Genomic DNA, 21,169 nt, shown 5'->3' with positions numbered 1-21,169 from the left:
TTTCATCGTATTTAAAAGTCCTACAAAGTAAACAATTTCTTTCGACATTTGGTTCCCGATAGAGAAAAATCATGTATTCTTCTCTGTTCCCCCATTACGGAAAAGCTGTTGCCTGAGTAATGACATCCTCTATCAAAACGAGGGCGGCAAGGGCGTGCTCTTTCAACTCTCCGGTAAAAGGCACTCCATGCGAAGTTTCCAACAGTTTCAGCAATGCAACCAGTTCCGTAGCTCCAATCAACGTAAAGAGGGGAATCATTTTGTGGGAGACAGCAGCCATCTCGTCCACATCCTCATTCTCCACAGCCTTCTGCAAACGCTCCGCATTGAGACGGGTTTCAGCCACAAAACTTTCCAGAATGGACTTTGCGGCCTCGGGGTCATCGACCGAAAAAACGGTGAGCGAAGAGAATTTATACCCCGGGCAAGCCGAAGCTTCCGTAACCTCCTTCCCTTTGTCCTCCACATTCAATTCATGCAGCAATTCACTGACGGTAAACGGCTTATGCAGGCATCCGGCAAAGCCATGCGCCGTAAATTCCTCACGCTGCATGTCACTGCGAGCAGTGACAGCAATCACCGGAACAGACTGTGCCTGCGGTATGTTCGAAGCACGCAGCAGTTTCAGTAAATTAAAACCATTAATAGCAGGCATCTGCACATCAGTAAGCAGAACATCAAAGGTTGCAGTGCGCAAGGCATCCAGCAATTCATCCAGTTGTAAACAAGAAACAGAATTTATACCACTCTGCTGAAGCATGGCGGCAGTAAGGGTAAGTTGAATACGGTCATCATCGATAAGGAGGACATTCTTCAATGAAGAACAAGGAACGGAGAATGAAGAATTGCCCTCCGGCGTGACAACACAGCCCAATTCTTCATCCTTCATTCTACGCCTTTCGCTCCTTACGGGATAGATAGGAATATATATCGTGAAAGTGCTTCCCTTACCTGGTACACTGTCTACATCAATCGTACCTTCAAGTAACTGTACCAACATACGGACGATGGAAAGTCCGAGTCCGAACCCTTCTTTACCCTGAGCACCCGGTAATCGGGTGAATTCCTGGAAGATACGCTCACGGTCAGCAGGCTCCATACCTCTACCCGTATCAGCAATGGCAACTACCAGTCGACGGTCCTCGTAACGGGCAGTCATGGTAATACCGCCTTGGTCCGTAAACTTCACGGCATTGGACAGCAAATTGTTGATAATCTGACGCAGACGCAAGGGGTCACAAATATAGGTACCGTCCAGCTCCGGGGCAATGTCGCAATGAAGCTCCAGCCCTTTGGCAGCCGTAAGCGGTTCAAAACTTACGTGTATCTCTTCAAGCAGGCGGGAAGGATGAAAAGTGACCCGGTTGACTTCAGCCTTGTTCAAATCAAGACGATGGAAGTCGAGCAAATCAACGACCAGCTTCAGCAAATGCTCCGATGAGGTTTTCATGTTGTCCAGATAGAACCGCTGGCGCTCATCCACCGTCAGACGGGAAAGCAAATCGGCATAGCCCATGATAGAACCGAGCGGGGCTTTGAAATCATGGGTAATGGCAAGCATCAGTTTTTCACGGACAGCAAGTAAATCTTCGGCACGACGGCGAGCCTCTTCCAACTCACGGCGGTACCGGTTGCTTCGGGTTATGTCGCGGCCGATGATAATAAGGAAAAAAACGGAAAGCAATACCGCACCTACGGCAATGCCACTGATAATCTTGGCCGAACGGCGTCGGACCGCCTGTTGATACTCGGCTTCCGTCCGTGCACGCAGCAGAGTTTCCGTCTCATAATCTTTCAGCAAACTGTCAATACGAGCGGTCAGCATATGGTCCAAGCGTTGCAGATAGCGTTTACGTCGTTGTATAACAGTGTTTACAGCTTTTTTCTGCTGGGCCACAGCACGCAGTTTCTCATGCAAAGAATCGGCCGGATTATAAGGTTCAATCACCGTATCCGTCGCAAATTCGAGGGAGGTCTTTACCTGGATAGCCGTATCTTTCTTTGGGGGGACAAACACTTCACCCAAACGACGGAAAAAACCCTTCTTCCGAGGGCGTGTCACGACGGTATCCCGATGTGTAATGATACGGTGCTGCACACGTTGCTGGGTCACTACTGAGTCCTGCTGGGCAATTATCTGCTCAATGTCACTGGTGGATACCATGCTGTCATTCGCCTCACTCAGCGTACGCAGCATTCTTATCGTATTGGTATCCTTCTCGCGTATCAAAGCTAGTACGCTGTCTGTCCATTGTACATCGCGGTCATCGGTAAGAATAAGGTTCTCCATCTCCCGGTGTACGAAGAACAAGGAAAAAAACAATACCGCCAGCAACAAAGTGTAGCCTACGGCAATCTTTACTTTGGAGACACTGTTCATATTATCAAATCCTTTCCCTGGTCTGTCTACGGAATCTCAGCCACAGCATCACCCCTGCACTGGTCAGTCCAAACGGGAAAGCCATCCAGACCCCCGTCAGTCCCCAGCCGAAGATGAAACCGCAGAGGTACCCTACGGGCAAAGATATAACAAAATAGGATATAAATGCAATAATCATCATCGGTTTCACATCCGAGATACCACGCAGGGCATTGGCAAAATTAATCTGCAATCCGTCACCGAACTGGTAAATCAGGAACGGAAAGAAGAGAGCGGCTACCATACCGGACACTTCCATATTATCTGTAAACCATCCTCCGACCTGACCGCGAAGTGCAAAGACAATACTCAACAGCACCACTTCCATGCATAAGATGACGTGAAGGCCAGCATACGCCGAACGGCGCACATTCTGCCCGTCGCCCTGCCCCTTAAAGTTACTGACACGCACAGCAACTGCAGCACCCATGCCATAATACATCATGAAGGTGAACTGAGAGACAGTGAGCATTATCTGATGTGATGCCAGAGCAAGTGTCCCCAGCCACCCCACCATGACAACACTGAGGCTGAAGGAAGCGGTCTCCATTCCCATCTGCATACCGACAGGCCAGCCCAGAGCATTGAGTTTCCTAAACATCGGTGTCGACCATCCCAGCCTCATGAATCCGAGTCTATAACGGATAAAACGGCGACTACGAAGCACAATCACCGCAAAGACCACGACCATCACAATGCGAGAGAACAAGGTACTTACACCCGCGCCAAGCAATCCCATCTCCGGGAAACCCAATTTTCCATTGATCAGAATATAGTTTCCTACGATGTTAAGCGCATTCCCTCCAAGCAGAATCCACATGGCCGTCTTGGTGTCGGTGATGCCATCCGTAAACTGTTTAAAGCCGTTGAACAACATGACAAAAACCAGTGAAGCAAGCAGCACTAGATAATAAGGCTTAATCAGAGGCAGTAATTCTTCGGGCTGCCCCAGCCGTTCCACATTGAAATACAGAACAGCCATGACAAGAGTCAGCAATAAAGCTACCAGCACATTGGCCACCAGACTGCACCGTAACGCTTGTCCGGCTTCGGCAAAACGGCGGTTACCGTAGAAGCCTCCCACAACCGGGGTCAGCCCGTAGCTGAACCCCGTACTGAAAATAATACAGAGAGTAAACAGATTGTTTACGAAAGAAGCGGCACCCAGCTCTTCCGTGCTATGATGCCCAATCATCAGCGTATCGGCAAACCCCAGCACAATGACTCCCAACTGCCCCACCACAATGGGTAGTCCCAGGAGAAGCAATGCTTTGTAGTGTTGCTTATACGTATCAAATAAATTTCTCATACTAAAGGTTTTCTTTTTGGTAATAAAGCACAATCCCATTTTCATCGCGGAAGGTCTGTTGGGCTACCCTATGAAGCTGTTCTGCCGTCACAGAGCGGTAATTGTCCACTTCACGGTCTATGTCTTCCGCCTGCCCGGTCAGTTCAAACCAGGCAAGGTTCGTGGCAACATTCAGATAATTGATGTTGCCGAATATCTGTGTAGACTCAAACTTGTTCTTTACTTTCTCCAATTCCTGCTCTCCAACAAACCCGGATTTCAACTCTTCCAACTCTTTCCGGACAGCAGCCTCGGCTTGCTCCAAAGATACGCCAGCAGATGGCTTTCCACTGATATGCAGCAGTCCGGCATCCCGTGTACCGGAGATATAGGCATCGAGACTGGAAAAGAGCTTTTGCTCCTGCACCAGCCTGCGGGTCAAGCGACTGGAACGTCCATTGCTCAGAATATCCGACAGAATATCGAAGGCATAATAATCGGCATCTTCACGACTGCACATGTGATAAGCCATGAACAAAGCATCCAGAGGAACATTCCGTTCCACCGTCTGCCGGCGTTCCGCCGTCTGTACAACTTCTTGCGGTAATTGTCTTACAGGCACATTCCTACGGGGAATAGGAGCAAACCATTTTTCAGTCAGCCTAATCGTTTCTTCCCACGAAATATTTCCGGTAACGGCCAGAACTGCATTATTAGGTGCATAAAAACGGAAAAAGAATTCCTTTACCTCATCCAGCGTGGCATTGGCAATGTGAGAGAGGTCTTTCCCGATAGTAGGCCAGCGATAAGGATGCGTTTGATAAGCCAAAGGACGAAGCAGATGCCCCACATCACCATACGGCTGGTTCAGACAACGTTGCTTGAACTCCTCCATCACCACTGCACGCTGCACCTCAAGACTTTGCTCACTGAATGCCAGTTCCAGCATACGGTCGGACTCCAGCCAGAAGCCGATTTCCACATTCGATTTTGGAACCGTCAGGTAGTAATTGGTAATATCATTATTGGTCCATGCATTATTCTCCCCACCTGCCAGTTGCAAAGGAGCGTCATAATCAGGAATATGCACCGAACCTCCAAACATCAGATGCTCAAACAAATGGGCAAAGCCCGTATGCTCGGGATGCTCGTCACGGGCACCTACGTCATAAACAATATTCAAGGCAACCATCTGCGTGCTGGTATCTTCATTGTGCACCAACCGCAGACCGTTGTCAAATATCTTTTTGTTTATCTTCATAAAATAGAATGACAGAATCTATCATCAATCTATCACTGTCACTTTTTTAATAACCACATCCTCTTCAGGACGGTCGTTACGATCAGTCTTGACCTTCTGTATTTTATCAACTATATCCATACCTTCCAGCACTTCACCGAATACGGTATATGCACCGTCCAAATGCGGAGTACCACCCATGGTAGTATAAGCCTTCACCTGCTCGGGAGTAAACTTGAACTCCGGTTCCTTGGCAACCTGAGCCTCTGCCTGCGCAATCAAAGAATCTTGCAAATCCATCAGACCGTCCTGGTCATTATTCTTACGCATCTTGTAGATTTCCTTCATATGCTTCTGGGCCAATGCATTGAAAGCATTGTTCAGGCGCATCTGATTCATCTGCTGTTCCATCCCCAGCAAGGTAGAGTCATTATACACTTTTCCAGTCACAATGTAGAACTGGCAGCCGGATGATGCCTTGTCGGGATTCACCTCATCACCCTGGCGTGCAGCCGACAAAGCACCTTTTTTGTGAAAATACTTCGGATAAACAAATTCGGCAGGAACAGTATAACCTACGTCGCCTGCCCCCAGCATCTTGCCTTTTGGAGCCTTTTTCGATTCCGGGTCACCTGCTTGTATCATAAAGTCCTTGATGACACGGTGGAACAGCGTACCTTCATACGTGCCGTCTTTCACCAGCTTAATAAAGTTATCACGATGTTTCGGGGTTTCATTATACAGTTTCACGGTGATGTCACCCGCACTTGTTTCAATCTTCAGCTTCGTTTCTTTTTCCATATTTTCCTCTTTCTTTTGTCCCGGCTTGCAAGCAGTCAAACCGCAAACCAGTATAGTTAATAATACAATTAGATTCCTTTTCATTTTGTTTTTTATTTAATTTAAGTTTGCAAATATACTAAAATCAGACAAAAGCACTTACCTTTGCCTACATAAAAGAGATAAAAGGCAAAAGCAATGACATCCATATTAATTGTAGAAGATGATATTACTTACGGCATGATGCTAAAAACATGGCTCGGCAAAAAAGGTTTCCAAGTAACCTCCACCAGCAGCATTGCCCGTGCTCAAAAACATATTGAGTCGGAAACCGTGGACTTGATTTTGTCTGACCTACGCCTGCCCGACAAGGATGGCATTGACTTATTGAAATGGCTGGGCGAACACGGCCTGCAAATACCGCTTATCATCATGACGGGATACGCTGACATACAGTCGGCCGTCCAAGCCATGAAACTGGGAGCCTGCGATTACATTGCCAAGCCTGTGAATCCGGACGAATTACTGAAAAAAATAGGCGAAGCCTTGAATGCATCATCCTCCGCTTTGAAACAGATGATGCATCCGTCCCGAACAGATGACGCGTTTACCCCAAACAGACCATCCGTCTCGCCTAAACAGACGATGCATTCCGACAAGATGAAAAATCAGTCTCAGAAGAGTGCAGAAGGCTCATTGTCTTCCTCCGACTTCCTCGAAGGAGAGAGCGACGCAGCCAAACAACTCTACAATTATGTGAAACTGGTTTCACCTACCAATATGTCCGTACTCATCAATGGTGCCAGCGGAACGGGCAAAGAATACGTAGCCCATCGCATCCACCAGCTCAGCAAGCGTGCCGACCGGCCGTTTGTAGCCATCGATTGCGGTTCTATCCCCAAAGAATTGGCCGCTTCGGAATTCTTCGGGCATATAAAGGGCGCCTTTACCGGCGCACTGACCGACAAAACGGGCGCTTTCGTCGAAGCCAACGGCGGTACCATCTTCCTGGATGAGATAGGCAATCTGAGCTATGAAGTGCAAATACAACTGCTGCGTGCTTTGCAAGAACGCAAGATACGTCCGGTTGGTTCAAACAAAGAGATAAGCGTGGACATACGTCTGGTATCCGCCACCAACGAAAATCTGGAGCAAGCCATCGAAAAAGGAACGTTCCGTGAGGATTTATATCACCGTATCAATGAATTCACCCTGCGCATGCCGCAACTCAAAGACCGCCGTGAAGACATCTTGCTCTTTGCCAATTTCTTTCTGGACCAGGCCAACCGCGAAATGGACAAGCAACTGACCGGCTTTGATGACAAAGCATCCCGCGCCTTATTGGAATACCCCTGGCCTGGCAATCTGCGACAAATGAAGAATATGGTACGCCGTGCAACCCTGCTGGCACAAGGCAAATTCATTACTATCAACGAACTAAGTGAACTGAAAGAACCTGCATCGGCCATCATCGGCATCCCTCTCCGCAATGAGGAGGCAGAGAAGCGTCAAATCATCGAAGCCCTACGGCAGACGGGAAACAACAAGAGCCGCGCTGCACAACTGTTGGGCATTGACCGCAAAACGCTGTACAACAAGTTGAAGCTTTATAACATATCCGACTAAAAGATGTGGAATAATTCCACACTCCTCTCCACACATTCCCCACTTTTCCACATTATACTACACTTTGCATAAAAACATATACATCTAGTTATCAAAGCATTACCCAACAAACAATTCTTTTGGCACACCATTTGACTTGTATTAAGTACAAGCAACAAGCGCTACAACAAACAAGCACTTAGACTTAACAATAAGATATAGCAACCTAAAAGCAAATGAATTATGAAAAAATTAGTATTAGTAGCAGCCCTGTTTATGTTTGTTTGTGGCGGAACGTTCTTGGCTCAAGCTAAGGCTCCGGTAGAACAGCCGAGTAAGACAACAACCTTGTCTAACGACACTGTGGTAACGGATACTTTGCAGAAAGCCGAGAACGTCCAAGACACAGCAAAAGTGGCCCAATAACAGTAAGCACACTACAACAAAAAGCCGTTTCCTCCTTGTCTATTCTGGGAAACGGCTTTTTTAATTGATAGTTGATAGTTGTCAACTAAGAAATCACCAATGTCTTTCCGGATAAAGGTCATTCCACCATGCCGGACTATCCTGCAACCAGCGGGCAAACCAAGCCATAATTGAATTGTGCCACAATTCACGTTTTGCATAATCAAGTACAAAATGGTTTTCACCATCCACGGTAATAAATTCCACCGGCTTGCCCAATATCTTCAGCGCATTATACAACTGGATACTTTCACCGATAGGCACGTTTGTATCTACCGTGCCATGCAGCAACAACAGAGGGGTATTAATCTTGTCCGCATTGAACAATGCTCCATGCTTCGTAAACAAATCGGGATTATTCCAAGGATAGCTATCGGCTGCCGCAACAGAGTTATAGGAATATCCCCAATAACCCTCGCCCCAATAGCTCGTCACATTGCTGATGCCAGCATGCGAGGCAGCGGCAGCGAACATGTCCGTCTTAGTCTGCAGATACATCGTCATGAATCCTCCATAAGAGGCACCCAGACATCCGATACGTTTATCGTTGACAAACGGATGGGCTGCACAGAATTTCTTCGTACCTTCAATGATCTCATCAGCCGTACGCTCACCCCATGCATTGACATGCCGTGCAGAGAACTCCTGGCCGTACCCGATGGCACCACTGGGCTGGATAACATAAACCACATAGTCACGTGACGCAAACAACTGTGCACAGTACGGGGAAGTTATACCGCGAGTCGTAGGAGTCGTTCCTCCATAATAGTACACGATAAGCGGATACTTCTTGTTCGGGTCGAAAGACGGCGGAAGGCAAATCATTCCCTTTATCTCCGTACCGTCCGAAGCTGTAAAGTTCCACTCTTCCATCTGTCCCAGCTCAATCTTGTCGAGGACGGGCTTCATGGGGTTGGCAAGCAGGGTAGAAACTTTTTTCTTCGTGTCGTACGTATAGGCTACGCCCGTACTGGTGTTTCCTCCACCCACATAGGCAGCCACAACCGGATTGTCATTGGCCAGCGTGAAGGAAGTAATCACATCTTCTTCAAGCGGAAGCATTTCAAAGCCACCCGTCTTCGGAACATAACGGTATATATGCCTGCAATCCCCATCAGTCGTATCGAAATAGATACATCCGTCCACACGGTTCCACTGCACGGGAGACACTGTAGGATTGAAATCGCGCGTGATAGCCTGCACTTTCTTTGTAGCCAAATCCATAATGAATGCTTGGGTATCAAAGTCATTGGCTATGGGATGTTCACCGCAATTCTTGCCAATGCCTCCGAAAGCAGACGGACTGCCCGTCACCAGAAGCTGCTTCCCATCCGGAGAGTAAGAAGCACTTCCCAGATAAGCATCCCAGGCGACCAGCGTATCTGCCTGCAAGGTGGCCAAATCAATCTCGAAAAGAGAAGAGAGGGAGAAAGGGCATCGAGTGATGTCCGGCTTGGAAGTGCTGCACAACAGTTTCTTGCCATCCGGGGAAATATCATTCAGATAGACGTTGTGACTACCGTAGGTCAGACGCTCGGAAAGTCCCGTCGCCACATCGTATTTCATGAGATAATAGCGGTCACGAGAATTGGGGATACGGTCGTCCGGATGCAAGAGACGTTTCAACGGGCCACTCACCTTTTCGCCCTCGTCCGTGAGCATATAAATAAGATAGTCTTCTGTAGGAGACCAGCTGAAATATCCTTCGGGAACATTCTTCAGCAGCACTTCCTCACGCATCGTGGCAGGATCGAACACAACCAGGTCATTCTGCTCCTCGCCCATAACCGTATAATAGAGCTTGTTGCTGTTGGGCATCCAGTTCATCTTTTCATTGGCATTGGGCAATATCACCCGGCCGGTCTTTACCTCGGTCAGCTCACAACGGGTCCTGGAACGCTTCACGTCGTAATTGTCCGAATAGCGGGTCAGCAGATACTTGCCGTTGGGCGAAAGAGAAACCCTGCTCGCTCGGGAGCCGAAATTGGTGTTGAACAAAGAGAAACGTCTCTTCATGTCCGGTGCCATCCGGCAGGCTACATCGGCAAAGTCCTTTTCCTTTTCAAATTCGCATTTCAGCATCGGCTGCATCTTGTCGTCCGCGCTTGAAAGCAACTTGATGACAATCTCATAATCCGCTTCGGGGTCCATACGTAAACTGACAGCCGTAGGACGGACCTGCGACAAGCTGTCCTCCGCTGTCTCCTTGACTTGCTTGGATTCACCGTTTACAAACACCTCAAAACGGGCAGGAGAATATACATTCAGCTTGCCCTTCATGAAACGCTCCGCACGCAGATTGGTAGCAAACAGATAGAACAGATTGTCCTTGTCCGCCTTTGCCACAGTTACATATCCAGCCGTATCAGCAACCATACGTTCGTACCGACCTCCGTCGAAGTCGAGACTGACCTTCGTCTTCAGAAGATTGCCGGTAGTAAACTTGTCTCCCTTGAAGTTGATACTATCGCCCTGGAGGGGAGTGCGCACCGTAACGGCCGGACGCACGTTATACTCAGCAACTCTTTCCTGAGCTTGGGCAGCCAATCCCGCAAGGAGCAGCAAACCCGACAAAACTGTGATTTTCTTCATTACTGTAAGATTAAATCGTTTCAAAACCATTCCATAAATTTCCGGGAGGAACGGGCGCCTCCACTTCTATCAGTTCTTTGGACACCGGATGCACAAAACGGATATACCGCGCATGCAGACAGATGCTGCCGTCGGGATTGGAGCGGGGCGAACCATACTTCAAATCTCCCTTGATGGGACAGCCCATCTTTGCCAACTGACAACGTATCTGGTGATGGCGTCCGGTTTTCAAATCTATTTCCAACAGATAATAGTTCTGCGACCGCCCGATGAGCCGGTAATGCAAAATCGCTTTCTTGCTGCCCGGCACCTCCTTGTCGTATGCATAACTCTTGTTCTGTTTCTCATTTCGCACCAGATAGTTCACCAATTCCCCCTCTTCCTCGCGGGGCAGGTTCTTCACCACTGCCCAGTAAGTCTTCTTCACCTCGCTATTCTTGAACATCTCGTTCAGACGCGACAGTGCCTTACTGGTCTTGGCAAAAACAACAAGACCGCTCACGGGGCGGTCCAGCCGGTGGGCGACACCGATAAAGACATTTCCAGGCTTGCTGTACTTCTCTTTCAGGTACTGCTTTACAGTTTCCGAAAGCGGTGTATCACCCGTTTTGTCTCCCTGAACTATCTCGGAAGCGGTCTTGTTGACTATAATGATATGATTGTCTTCGTATACGACAGTCATCGATTGTTAATGTTTAATGATTAGTGATTAATGATTAATGACTAACACCCAACTTCTCATTAAACATTAATCACTAATCATTAATCATTAAATTACATATTCATCCCACCATCTACCTGAATAACCTGACCGGATACATAAGAAGACATATCAGAAGCCAGGAAAGTAGCGATATTTGCCACGTCTTCGGGTGTGCCGCCACGGCGCAAAGGAATCTTCTTGCACCATTCAGCCTTCACCTCTTCAGACAAGGCGTCGGTCATGGCTGTCATGATGAACCCCGGAGCAATGGCATTGGCACGGATGCCGCGAGAGCCCAGCTCCTGAGCGATAGACTTGGCCAAAGCAATCATACCGGCTTTGGAAGCAGAATAGTTGGCCTGGCCGGCATTGCCGTGAACACCTACCACAGATGCCATATTGATAATGCTACCCGCCTTCTGGCGCATCATGATGGGTGTGCAGGCATGGATAAAGTTAAATGCCGATTTCAGGTTGACATTGATAACCATATCCCATTGCTGTTCGCTCATACGCATCATCAGACCGTCACGTGTGATACCGGCATTGTTTACCAGAATATCAATACGTCCAAAGTCCTTATGGATTTCTGCCACTACCTTGGCAGTGTCTTCAAAGTTTGCTGCATTGGAGGCATAAGCTTTTGCCTTTACTCCCAAAGCTTCCAATTCTTTTGCCGTAGCCTCGGCATTTTCATCAATCACCAAGTCAGTGAATGCGATGTTTGCTCCTTCTTGAGCGAACTTCAAAGCGATAGCCTTGCCGATGCCGCGTGCAGCACCTGTCACAATGGCTGTTTTTCCATCTAATAATCCCATATTATTTTAAAATTATTTATAAAATGTATTCTTACTTCTTTCCCAATGCACCAAGTACCAGACGGGTCACGTAAGTATCGCGTACCGCATCATCCAGATTGGCTCCTATATGACCGCGGATATAAGGTGTTTCAATACCTTTGACACTGTAATGCACAATCTCGGCAGTCATATCCAAGTCATCTATCTGGAAAACGCCCTTCTCCATACCTTCACGCAGAACCTCCTTGAAAAGCTGGGTCTCTGTAGCATCGAAACGTTTGCGCACTTTCTCCACTCTCCAAATATCCCGAAAGAAATTGGCACGAAGAGTACCATTCCGAAAGACAACCTCTTTTACCGCATCCAGATGGGTGTAAATCATTTCCATCAGTTTCTCGTCCGGCTGAATATCTTTCTCTACCACGTGCTTCATCATATCCGAAAGAATATCCAGCTCCGACTCGACAACAGCCAAGTAGATATCTTCCTTGCTCTTAAAATAGGTATAGAGCGTTCTCCTACCTTTCTTCGAAGCGAGGGCAATATCATTCATCGTGGTATTCTCAACGCCCATCTTTGCAAACAGCTGACGGGCAACGTCCACTAATTTAGCTTTTGTCTTCGATACGGTCATAGATTAATTGCACATTGCTTTATTATTTGAGCAAAAGTAAGACATTTCCGCATATCTTACAAGAAAACATTCATTTTATTAATGAACAGCCCTAAAAAGGAAGAAAAAAAGTAGGCTTATTATCGTTCTATTTATCAACATATTACTCATTAAAATCCACTTAACCTCAAAAATATCATGCATTTTATTTGCATATTAAATAAAAAGCCGTACCTTTGCACCCACAAAACAATAACATCGCGGAGTGGAGCAGTTGGTAGCTCGTTGGGCTCATAACCCAAAGGTCATTCGTTCGAGTCGGATCTCCGCAACTACAATGAGGATAAAAGGTTTAAAGGCCGTTTATCCTCATTTTTTTTAATTCCCATCAAGGACAGAAAAAAATGTTTGCGCAAATAATGTTTGTGCAAATTGCTTCCACACTTCCACCTCCTCTCCGCATCCCTTTATTCATCGGCATTACAGATGCGGTGGAAGCAACTCAAAAGTGTGGAAGCAAAATTTGCTTCCACACCGTTTCACAAACAGAAATACTGACACACAAGAAGCTAACATGAAGTAACACAAGTTATTAATTTCTTGTATCACATCTTATTTATATCGTACCTGCACGAAATCAATATCCTGCAAACACGGTATTAATTCCATCTCCTCCCCCTTCAAATGCAATCAGAACAAATGCGTACAGCCACACAAAGCCAAGACTTCAATACTGTTTTCCTCTGTGCTTTATTCAGAGAATGAAGGTATTTATTACGTCGGACATAAGGAATCAACAGTATGCAACGGCCATGATGCAATCGCCTAACGGCCATCAACAACCCGCTTAACAGCCGTCAGCAGATCGCCGCACGACCATTAGGCGCTGATAAGGCAATGAGTAAAAGGGAACACTCCCCTATACACAAGTAAACAAAGCCCTATATACAACGGATTGAAAGCAGCGGTTTCCCTTAGAATATCCTGATGAAAAGCAACCCCAGCCCGATGGCAACGCCAGTCGAAACAAGTCCGGGAAGCATGAACGAGTGGTTCAGCACATACTTGCCGATACGGGTAGTTCCGGTACGGTCGAAATTAATGGCTGCTACTACGGTGGGATAGTTGGGAATAAAGAAGTAACCGTTTACGGCCGGGAACAGAGCAACCAGTATCATAGGCGAAATGCCCAAAGCGATGCCCAAAGGCATCAGTGCGCGCACAGTGGCGGCCTGGCTATAAAGCAGAATCGACATGGCAAACAAGGCTATCCCGAACAGCCACGGCATTTGCCTCACCACTCCCTCGATGGACTGGGTCAACTGAAGCATGTTTCCCTGAAGAAAAGTATCTCCCATCCAGGCAATGCCGAATATGGCAATCACCGCCTGCATGCCTGCCGGGAAGACGGAGCCTTGCGTTGCCTTCATGCCGTCGGTGCGAGTCAGCAGCAAGATGAGGGCGGCGGCAGAGAGCATCACGATTTCGATAATGGCGGACATGCCGAGTCTCACCGTCTCGCCGTCTATCACGAAGGCAGGACGCAAACTGTCGAACGAACCAAAGAACACGATAAAAACAGTGGCAAGGATAAAGATAAGCACGGACAAGACGGCATGCCGTTTATTGTGTATATCCTTTATCTCCACCTTCTTGACATCAAGATAGCCTTCGGTCAACCTCTTTCTGTACTCCGGGTCGTCTGCCAACTCCTTGCCCACCTTCATGGAAAACAAGGCGCCCACAAGTACCCCGATAATGGTAGCAGGAATCGTTATTTTCAGAATATCGAACAAGGTGACATCAAATCCCGCCAGCAACCCAAGCAGTGCGACGGTGGCAGCCGAAATGGGACTTGCCGTAATAGCCTGCTGCGAAGCAATCACCGCAATGCCCAGTGGCCTCTCGGGACGAATCTTGGTCTCCGTGGCAACCTCGGCAATCACGGGAAGCACCGAATATGCCACATGTCCCGTGCCGGCAACAAAAGTAAACAAATAGGTCACAATAGGGCTCAAGATGGTGACCTGTGAAGGATTCTTCCGCAACAACCGTTCTGCCAGCTTTACCATATAATCCAGTCCGCCAGCCGCCTGCATGCAGGATGCGGCAGAAATGACGGCGGCTATCATCAACATAACGTCAATGGGAGGTGATGTAGGCTGCAATCCGAAACCAAACGTCAGAATTGCCAGACCTATCCCTCCCATTACACCTAGTCCAATGCCGCCCAAGCGGGCGCCTATAATGATAGCTACCAATACGAATGCCAATTGCAAGGCCATATACTCTACACTTTTTGATTCATGTGCAAAGATAAGTCATTTCGTATTATGGCTACTCACCTACTTCTATTTTAACTGCTTGTTTTAACTCCACACTCAAAGAGGCATCATCCTTTAACGGTGTCCAGAACACCCGGCGGCATTCATTCTTCTGCAAAAGACAACGATGATAGCGACTGCCGGACAGATGCTCCGTATCGATATGGAAGGAACCGGTATTGACATCCCAGTCGGCTATCTCGTCCAGATTCAGATAAAGGTTGCGCACTGTGCCGCTGTTGAGATGCAAGCTCTGCGCCTGCGCCGCAAGCGCAGTGACATGGCAATCTTCCAGCCGGGCAAGGTATCGCGTGCGGAAAGAGAGCGTATCGCAACGGAGTCCGTAGAAATTGGTTTCCATATCCTCCACATCTACCACAACCGCTTGTACCTCCGCAGGCAACCGCAATTCCATCCCTTCTGAACGAACCCTTATCCAAATGTCATTCTGAAGATGCTGTTCCAGCTTATCCTCCGGAAAGTCAAAGGTGACGAGCAGGGTATCGCCAACGGAAGTCATCGACATAAAAGCCTCCATATCCCCTGCATAGGAGAAACTGCCCTGCTGCAAAGAGTCGGCAGTCACCTCCAACGGCACTTCCCCGAACGAGAATATACGCTCCGCCTCCACAATACCTTCTTTTTTCTGTTTCCACACCACCGGAGGCTGTGTCAGCTTCAACACCCTGCACGAGGGCAGCTGCACCGTTTTCCGTTCTCCGCCGATTTCCATAAAATTATCTTTCTGAGTGACATTGCGGTCCACCACATAGAACATGAGTCCGCATACCATTGCCACACCGGTAACCAGCATTCCTATCATTATATAAGTCGTTCGTTTCATAACTGTCTTCTTTTATTTTTGTTTCTTGATAAACTCCTGATACATCCCGGACAACTCCTCGGCAGAGATGCCCAGCGTGAAAATCTGCTTGAAGAAATAATCCACTTCCTCCTTCAGAAAATACTCTTTCCTCAACGAAAGAATCAGCTTACGTGCACCTACCGACACAAAATAGCCGATACCCCGCTTGTTGTAAATCACTCCTTGCGTCTGCAAGTAGTCGTACGAACGCATCACCGTATTGGCGTTGACCTCTACCACAGCCGCATATTCCCGTACCGAAGGAATACGTTCTTCCTCCTGATATTGCCCGAGAAGTACCTCGTCGCAAATGCGGTCTGCTATTTGCAGGTAGATGGCCTTGCTTTCCTTAAAGTTCATAGTTACCAGCGATTAATGATTTCGGACTCCTTGAAACGGAAATAGGCAAGCACCCAGTTGAAAAGGGCGAAAAACGAAGTTATAAAAATCAGCCAGCCGCCCGATGCCTCCCTGTCAATATAGGGCTCAGTCATGAAGAAGTTATTAGGCAGAATGGCCTTCAGGCACAATACAGCTATCAGGATATATGAAACGAAGATGCAGACACCGGCCGCAAAAGTCTTGATAAGTGCATTTTTGGGCCAGACCGTACTGCCCAGCAGGAAGAAAGACTGTAGGAAAAAGTAGCAGCTCAGGAATATCCCCACCACAGCCGGTCCGCTTCCTATCGTCTCATAGAAACAGTTCGTGTTACAGCAGAATTCCCACAACGGAAAGGAGTGAACGACATGCAGCTCCGGGTAGGCCAGAAGATAGAAGACGACTCTTGTCAAGTCCGCCAGCTTGAAAGCTATCAGAAAGACCAAGATAAAGCCGCAGGTAGCCACCAGCCAGCGGGCAAAGAATTTCTCGAACATGGTGGCAGGTGTCATGAGCACAACGGTACGACTCGTCTTGCTTTTCATCCTTTCCATGGTAAACGAGGCGCTAATGCATCCCCAAATGACAAGTCCCCAAAGAAAGAATCTGGACTCAAACTCCCAGATAGGGTCCATGCCCACAGCTCCCGCTTCCAGATTGTGATACTGATAGTATCCATTCCAGACAAAGACTATGGCCAACATTCCGTAGACCATCACCGAGCGGAGTATATAGGTCTTCCAATTCTCCACCATCTCTTTGCGGCATACGTTCACAAAGCGATGCAAATTAAAAAAGGTATCGCGTATCATTATTCATTTGTTTTAGTGTGAAACATTTCCGCTATCTTCCCAGGCTCTGCAAGTACGGCGCCAAACAGCAGTTCAAGATTAATCTCCGATTCCTCACCTTCCGTATTGGGCAGCATCAAGAAATTGCCTTGTACGGAGGGAAGCGTGTACAAGGCAGTCGCAGCCAACTCCCGGTCGTCACTCTCCAAGAAGAACAGCTTACTGCAAATGCTGGCAGTGGATTCGTCCAGCAATACGCGGCTGTTGTCCATAATCAGCACATGGTCCAGCACTTTGTCAATGTCACGCACCTGATGGGTGGAGATAACAATCGTCTTGTCGTCCGACATACCCGAAGCCAGGAATTTACGGAACTGGCTCTTCCCCGGAATATCCAGTCCATTGGTAGGCTCATCCATCAGCAGCAGGGAAGTATTGGTGGCCAGCGCAAAGCTCATGAAGATTTTCTTTTTCTGCCCCATGGACAAGGCTCCCAAATCAGCATCCATATCCATCTCGAAGAAATGTAGGTACTTCACCATGTCTTCCTTGCTGAAACGGGGATAGAACTTACTGTTCAGTTCAATATAGCTGACCAAGGAAATAGGAGGCAGCTCGAACTCCTCGGGTACCAGAAACATGTCCTGCAACGTGACGGGCAACCGGCGGCGCATGTCGGTATCATGATACATCACTCTCCCACGTTTGGGAGCCAACAAACCGCTCATCAGATAGAGCAACGTAGACTTGCCGGCTCCGTTCTTACCCAACAGACCGTAAACCCGGCCGGCTTCCAGCGAAAGTGAAAAATCACTCAGGACTTCTTTCCGCCCCTTGCGATAACTAAATGAAATGTTTTCTACTTGTAACATACGCTTGGATGAATTAAATATCTTATTGTTTATGTGTATTAGTATAATAGTACACTGCAAACATAGGCATTTTTTTTAGAATAACAAGAGATTTGAGAAAAAAGGAAATACGTACGAAGGTTCAAAAAAAAGGAGGAGCTAAGAATCACTCTCCACTCCTCCCGACACGACAAACAACTAAAATTATTGCTATTTGATGCCGTCCAATGCCTTGTTTGCTGTGGCATTGGTGGGGTCGATAGCCAGAATTTTATTCCAGTACTCTTTCGAAGTAGCATAGTCACTCTTCAACAGATAGTAGTAGCCCAGATAACTGTAACACTCTATCAATGCAGAGTTGTACCTCGGTTCGTTTTTGGCAAGCAGTACGTCCACCACCTTCTCGTAATAAGGTTTCGCCAATCCCTCTGTAGTTTCGGGGTCCATGGCAGAGTGTGTGCGGGCGCGCCACATATCTCCCAAATAACTGTCGGAAGCTTGTTCGGCAACAAGTGCGAACACAGAGTCGGCAGCCTGCAATGCCGCCATGCGGTCGGCAGACTGAACGGAGAGAGTGTCCGAGGACGTACCCTCTCCGTAGTACAGACGCCCTAACTGGAATAAGTTTTCGGACGTCTTTTTATCTTGTGCCAGCGAGTCATAGTACTTTTTATAAGCAGCAATGGCTTGGGTATAGTCGTTTTTCAATTCATAAGCATCGGCAATCTCACGCCACAAATCCACCTGACTCTCATCCTTCTCCAATGCCTTACCATATTCCTCAATGGCCTGGTCATATTTCTTCAGAGCACTCAACAGAGCACCGTGATAGCGGTAATCCAAGTATGAATAATCGGCATTATCCGAAGCATTGAAGAAAGCATCGGCAGCCTTCTCTGCCTCGTCATAACGCTTGAGGTCGACATTGTTGTACATCACAAGCCGGTTGAATGCGGCATGGCGGGCATTCTTCTGCAAACCTTTCTGCGCCACCGCCAAGGATTTCTCGAAGTCGTGGTTCAGGAATAGTGCAAAAGCATATTTCAGGATGTCATCTTCCGTAGCCACGGGAGTATCGATGAACTTGGCATAGGTGTCGGCAGCCTTGCCAAAACGGTTGGTGGCGTAATACACTTCCGCCAGCTCCTTGTCTGCTTCCAGGCAATCCGGAGCTATGGCCTTCAGCTGGTTCAGCTTCTCTATGGCCTGCGAAGGACTGGCAGACTTGTATGCCTGCGCATATTTCAGATACGCATCCTTATAATTCGAATCAAAATAGATGGCTTGCTCATAAAGCTGGCATGCCTTTCCGATATCTTTCCGGGCAAAAGCGATGTCACCCTCGAGTACAGAAACTGCCGGAGCCTTGTTGTCGGCCTTTCTTGCCATCTCCAGATAGGTTTCCGCCTCTTTCAGCTGTCCTGCATCCAGATAGGCACGGGCCACGGAAGTCACAAGCTCCACATTTTTTTTGTTCTTGCCCTTCAGCAGTTCTCCGGCTGCGTCGGAAGCCTGCTCCGGATTCGTCTTTATCAGACTTTTTACTTTATCCACCCCCGCCTGCCATTCGGGCACCGGCGTTTGTGCGGCGAGCGTACCTGCAAACAGCATCGCTCCCAAACAAAATACAAATCTACGTTTCATGTTAGCATTCATTTTAGTTATTCATCCTTGACGTTCACCACGCGCACCGGTTGGGTGGCGAGGACCAATCCCGACTTCAATATAATCCGCTGTCCCCGGTCGGAAGCGAGGAAAGAGGCAAATCCCCACGGAAGTGCGCTCCGCGGATCATTCAACAAGGCATAGATGCTGCGTGCCAACGGATAATCACCGTAATACAAATACGCCTGATAGGGTTTGTAACTGTTGTCCGGCATGGCCTTGTCAGCAGCACTGACGGACATCAGCCGCACCTCTTTACTGAAAGAGAGCCCCGTACTATCATTCCGGTCGCTCAGCCAGTTCACGCCGATAATACCGATGGCATCAGGCGTGCGGGCCACGTAGTCAATCACCTCCCTATTGGTTTTCAACGCTTTCAACTGACTGGAAAGCGGTACACCCTTACAGATGGAATCGACAGCAAAACGTACGGTACTGGAGTTCTTGTTGTCAAACACAAGACTGATATCCCCCAGACGGGAAGCCGGATAGATATCTTTCCACTGCTTCGCATCACCCGTCAGGATGCGGCGGATGTCCTTCACACTAATCAATGAATCCGGATTGCCAAGATGGGTTATCAATGCCAGCCCGTCCGTAGCAATCTTTATCTCCTGCGGAAAAAACTTCCGGCTATTGAAGGAATTCATCTCTTCGGGAGTCAGTCTGCGACTGGTTATTGCCAACCGCAGACTGTCCTTGAGCAAGAGGTTGACGGCATCGACTTCCGTCACATAACGGGGCACAATTCCTGCCAAGGGGAACAGTCCTTCGAACACGTCAATTTCTTCCTGCACAATAGGCTGGAAACTTTCGTCCGCAGCAATTGCAATCACACCGGAGGTATACGTATCCGTTTGTCCGTCCTTGGGCTTGCTTTGGCAGGCAGACAGCAGAGTCAGCAGCACCAGCAAGCCTGAAAGCTGAAGTTGTTTCACCGTTTTCATAACACACACACTTATTGTAATCTAAACATCACCGGTATCGTATATTTCACCGATACGGCCTTACCATTCTGCTTGCCGGGAATCCATTTGGGCATGGACATAATCACACGGACAGCTTCTTTATCCAGATAGGGGTCTACACCTCTCAGCACTTTCACATCACGCACCTTGCCGTCGGCACCTACCACAAACTGGCAGGTTACACGCCCTTGCGTACCGTTTTCCTGGGCAATGGTCGGATACTTCATATTCTTGCTGATGAACTGCATCATCTCGGCCTGACCACCGGGGAACTGGGGCATCTGCTCTACCATATCGAAAACCTTTTCAGGTTCCGGTTCGGCCTGCGTCACCACTTGTTTCAAGTCGGCGATGTCCTTGCCGTGTTCCTCGTCATTACCTTTCACGTCGGCAATGGAGATGGCAACTTTCGTTTCCGTCAGTTCTGTCTGGCTTTTTATTTCATCCTCGTCCCTCACTTCCTCATCCTTTTTGATGACGGGAGCGGTAAACTTAATGGAGCTTTTCAATGCAGGCGGCGGTGGGGCCACGGGCTCTATCCGCTTCATCTCTTCCTGCTTCACTTCCGGTTCTTCCAGCTGCGAAAGGGTAGTCACTTCGGTCATCACTTCTTTCTGTTTGGGGGTAGCCATCTTTATCAGCGTAGGGATACTGAAACCTATCAATGCAATTACAATTACCAGTATCACGGCAATGTTGTGCCGTCTGGGAGAGGTCTCACGCATCTTATAGGCTCCATATGCTTTGTTCTTACCACTGAACACGAGGTCACACCATGCTTGGGAGCTTAAATCTACTTTAGCCATATTCTTTCCTTTC

General features: G+C 48.0%; 18 protein-coding genes and 1 tRNA gene. 3 read left to right on the top strand and 16 right to left on the bottom strand.

The window, feature by feature from the left end; all coding sequences use genetic code 11:
• Positions 1-94: 94 nt before the first annotated feature.
• From EYA81_RS11020 to EYA81_RS11005, 4 genes are read right to left on the bottom strand one after another with little or no spacing between them, the layout of a single operon-like run.
• Positions 95-2,380, bottom strand: a complete 2,286-nt coding sequence (locus tag EYA81_RS11020; protein WP_131225738.1) for a hybrid sensor histidine kinase/response regulator — start codon at positions 2,378-2,380, stop codon at positions 95-97.
• Between the two features lie 4 nt (positions 2,381-2,384).
• Complete coding sequence (locus EYA81_RS11015) at positions 2,385-3,728, bottom strand: MATE family efflux transporter (protein WP_117599219.1); 1,344 nt, start codon at positions 3,726-3,728, stop codon at positions 2,385-2,387.
• A gap of 1 nt (position 3,729) precedes the next feature.
• Positions 3,730-4,968 carry a pitrilysin family protein gene (locus tag EYA81_RS11010; protein ID WP_117599218.1) on the bottom strand — a complete coding sequence of 413 codons (1,239 nt, stop codon included), beginning with the start codon at positions 4,966-4,968 and terminating at the stop codon, positions 3,730-3,732.
• Between the two features lie 24 nt (positions 4,969-4,992).
• Positions 4,993-5,832, bottom strand: a complete 840-nt coding sequence (locus EYA81_RS11005) for a peptidylprolyl isomerase (RefSeq protein ID WP_117966295.1) — start codon at positions 5,830-5,832, stop codon at positions 4,993-4,995.
• 93 nt (positions 5,833-5,925) lie between these two features.
• Between EYA81_RS11005 and EYA81_RS11000 the strand changes: the two genes are divergently transcribed.
• Together EYA81_RS11000 and EYA81_RS10995 are read left to right on the top strand one after the other, a co-directional pair.
• Positions 5,926-7,353, top strand: a complete 1,428-nt coding sequence (locus EYA81_RS11000) for a sigma-54 dependent transcriptional regulator (protein WP_117599216.1) — start codon at positions 5,926-5,928, stop codon at positions 7,351-7,353.
• A gap of 222 nt (positions 7,354-7,575) precedes the next feature.
• Positions 7,576-7,758, top strand: a complete 183-nt coding sequence (locus EYA81_RS10995; RefSeq protein WP_005828596.1) for a hypothetical protein — start codon at positions 7,576-7,578, stop codon at positions 7,756-7,758.
• Between the two features lie 93 nt (positions 7,759-7,851).
• Here EYA81_RS10995 and EYA81_RS10990 read toward each other — a convergent pair whose 3' ends face one another.
• From EYA81_RS10990 to EYA81_RS10975, 4 genes are all read right to left on the bottom strand, one after another.
• The gene (locus tag EYA81_RS10990; RefSeq protein ID WP_131225737.1) at positions 7,852-10,389 is read right to left on the bottom strand and encodes a prolyl oligopeptidase family serine peptidase; all 2,538 of its coding nucleotides are present in this window, start codon (positions 10,387-10,389) and stop codon (positions 7,852-7,854) included.
• A 10-nt stretch (positions 10,390-10,399) separates the two neighbouring features.
• The gene (locus EYA81_RS10985; RefSeq protein WP_005828600.1) at positions 10,400-11,071 is read right to left on the bottom strand and encodes an RluA family pseudouridine synthase; all 672 of its coding nucleotides are present in this window, start codon (positions 11,069-11,071) and stop codon (positions 10,400-10,402) included.
• 92 nt (positions 11,072-11,163) lie between these two features.
• Positions 11,164-11,910: a 3-oxoacyl-[acyl-carrier-protein] reductase gene (gene fabG / locus EYA81_RS10980; RefSeq protein WP_117588701.1), complete on the bottom strand. Its 747-nt coding sequence runs from the start codon at positions 11,908-11,910 to the stop codon at positions 11,164-11,166.
• 31 nt (positions 11,911-11,941) lie between these two features.
• Positions 11,942-12,526 carry a TetR/AcrR family transcriptional regulator gene (locus tag EYA81_RS10975; RefSeq protein ID WP_005828604.1) on the bottom strand — a complete coding sequence of 195 codons (585 nt, stop codon included), beginning with the start codon at positions 12,524-12,526 and terminating at the stop codon, positions 11,942-11,944.
• A gap of 238 nt (positions 12,527-12,764) precedes the next feature.
• On the opposite strand from EYA81_RS10975, the gene EYA81_RS10970 reads away from it, so the two are divergent.
• Positions 12,765-12,837, top strand: a tRNA-Met gene (locus EYA81_RS10970).
• Positions 12,838-13,479: 642 nt separating this feature from the next.
• On the opposite strand, the gene EYA81_RS10965 is transcribed toward EYA81_RS10970, so the two are convergent.
• The 8 genes from EYA81_RS10965 to EYA81_RS10930 all read right to left on the bottom strand — a co-directional run bounded on the left by EYA81_RS10965 (position 13,480) and on the right by EYA81_RS10930 (position 21,156).
• On the bottom strand, positions 13,480-14,790 hold the full coding sequence (locus tag EYA81_RS10965) for an anaerobic C4-dicarboxylate transporter family protein (protein ID WP_008665936.1): 1,311 nt from the start codon (positions 14,788-14,790) through the stop codon (positions 13,480-13,482).
• Positions 14,791-14,842: 52 nt separating this feature from the next.
• Positions 14,843-15,673, bottom strand: a complete 831-nt coding sequence (locus EYA81_RS10960) for a hypothetical protein (RefSeq protein ID WP_131225736.1) — start codon at positions 15,671-15,673, stop codon at positions 14,843-14,845.
• Between the two features lie 12 nt (positions 15,674-15,685).
• Positions 15,686-16,054: a GntR family transcriptional regulator gene (locus EYA81_RS10955; RefSeq protein ID WP_005828614.1), complete on the bottom strand. Its 369-nt coding sequence runs from the start codon at positions 16,052-16,054 to the stop codon at positions 15,686-15,688.
• Between the two features lie 2 nt (positions 16,055-16,056).
• The gene (locus EYA81_RS10950; protein WP_131225735.1) at positions 16,057-16,887 is read right to left on the bottom strand and encodes a hypothetical protein; all 831 of its coding nucleotides are present in this window, start codon (positions 16,885-16,887) and stop codon (positions 16,057-16,059) included.
• Positions 16,887-17,738 carry an ATP-binding cassette domain-containing protein gene (locus EYA81_RS10945; protein ID WP_005828621.1) on the bottom strand — a complete coding sequence of 284 codons (852 nt, stop codon included), beginning with the start codon at positions 17,736-17,738 and terminating at the stop codon, positions 16,887-16,889. Before EYA81_RS10945 ends, EYA81_RS10950 begins: the two co-directional genes overlap by 1 nt.
• A 189-nt stretch (positions 17,739-17,927) precedes the next feature.
• On the bottom strand, positions 17,928-19,373 hold the full coding sequence (locus tag EYA81_RS10940; protein WP_131225734.1) for a tetratricopeptide repeat protein: 1,446 nt from the start codon (positions 19,371-19,373) through the stop codon (positions 17,928-17,930).
• Positions 19,374-19,378: 5 nt separating this feature from the next.
• Positions 19,379-20,329, bottom strand: a complete 951-nt coding sequence (locus tag EYA81_RS10935; protein ID WP_131225733.1) for a PstS family phosphate ABC transporter substrate-binding protein — start codon at positions 20,327-20,329, stop codon at positions 19,379-19,381.
• A gap of 11 nt (positions 20,330-20,340) precedes the next feature.
• Entirely contained in the window at positions 20,341-21,156 is an 816-nt protein-coding gene (locus EYA81_RS10930) for an energy transducer TonB (protein WP_005828639.1), read from the bottom strand.
• Positions 21,157-21,169 lie beyond the last annotated feature (13 nt).

The sequence above is a fragment of the Bacteroides sp. A1C1 genome (assembly GCF_004328515.1).
GTDB classification, from domain to species: Bacteria; Bacteroidota; Bacteroidia; order Bacteroidales; family Bacteroidaceae; genus Bacteroides; species Bacteroides uniformis.
Note: the sequence above shows the minus strand (reverse complement) of the source record. Positions and strands in the feature narration are given on the sequence as shown.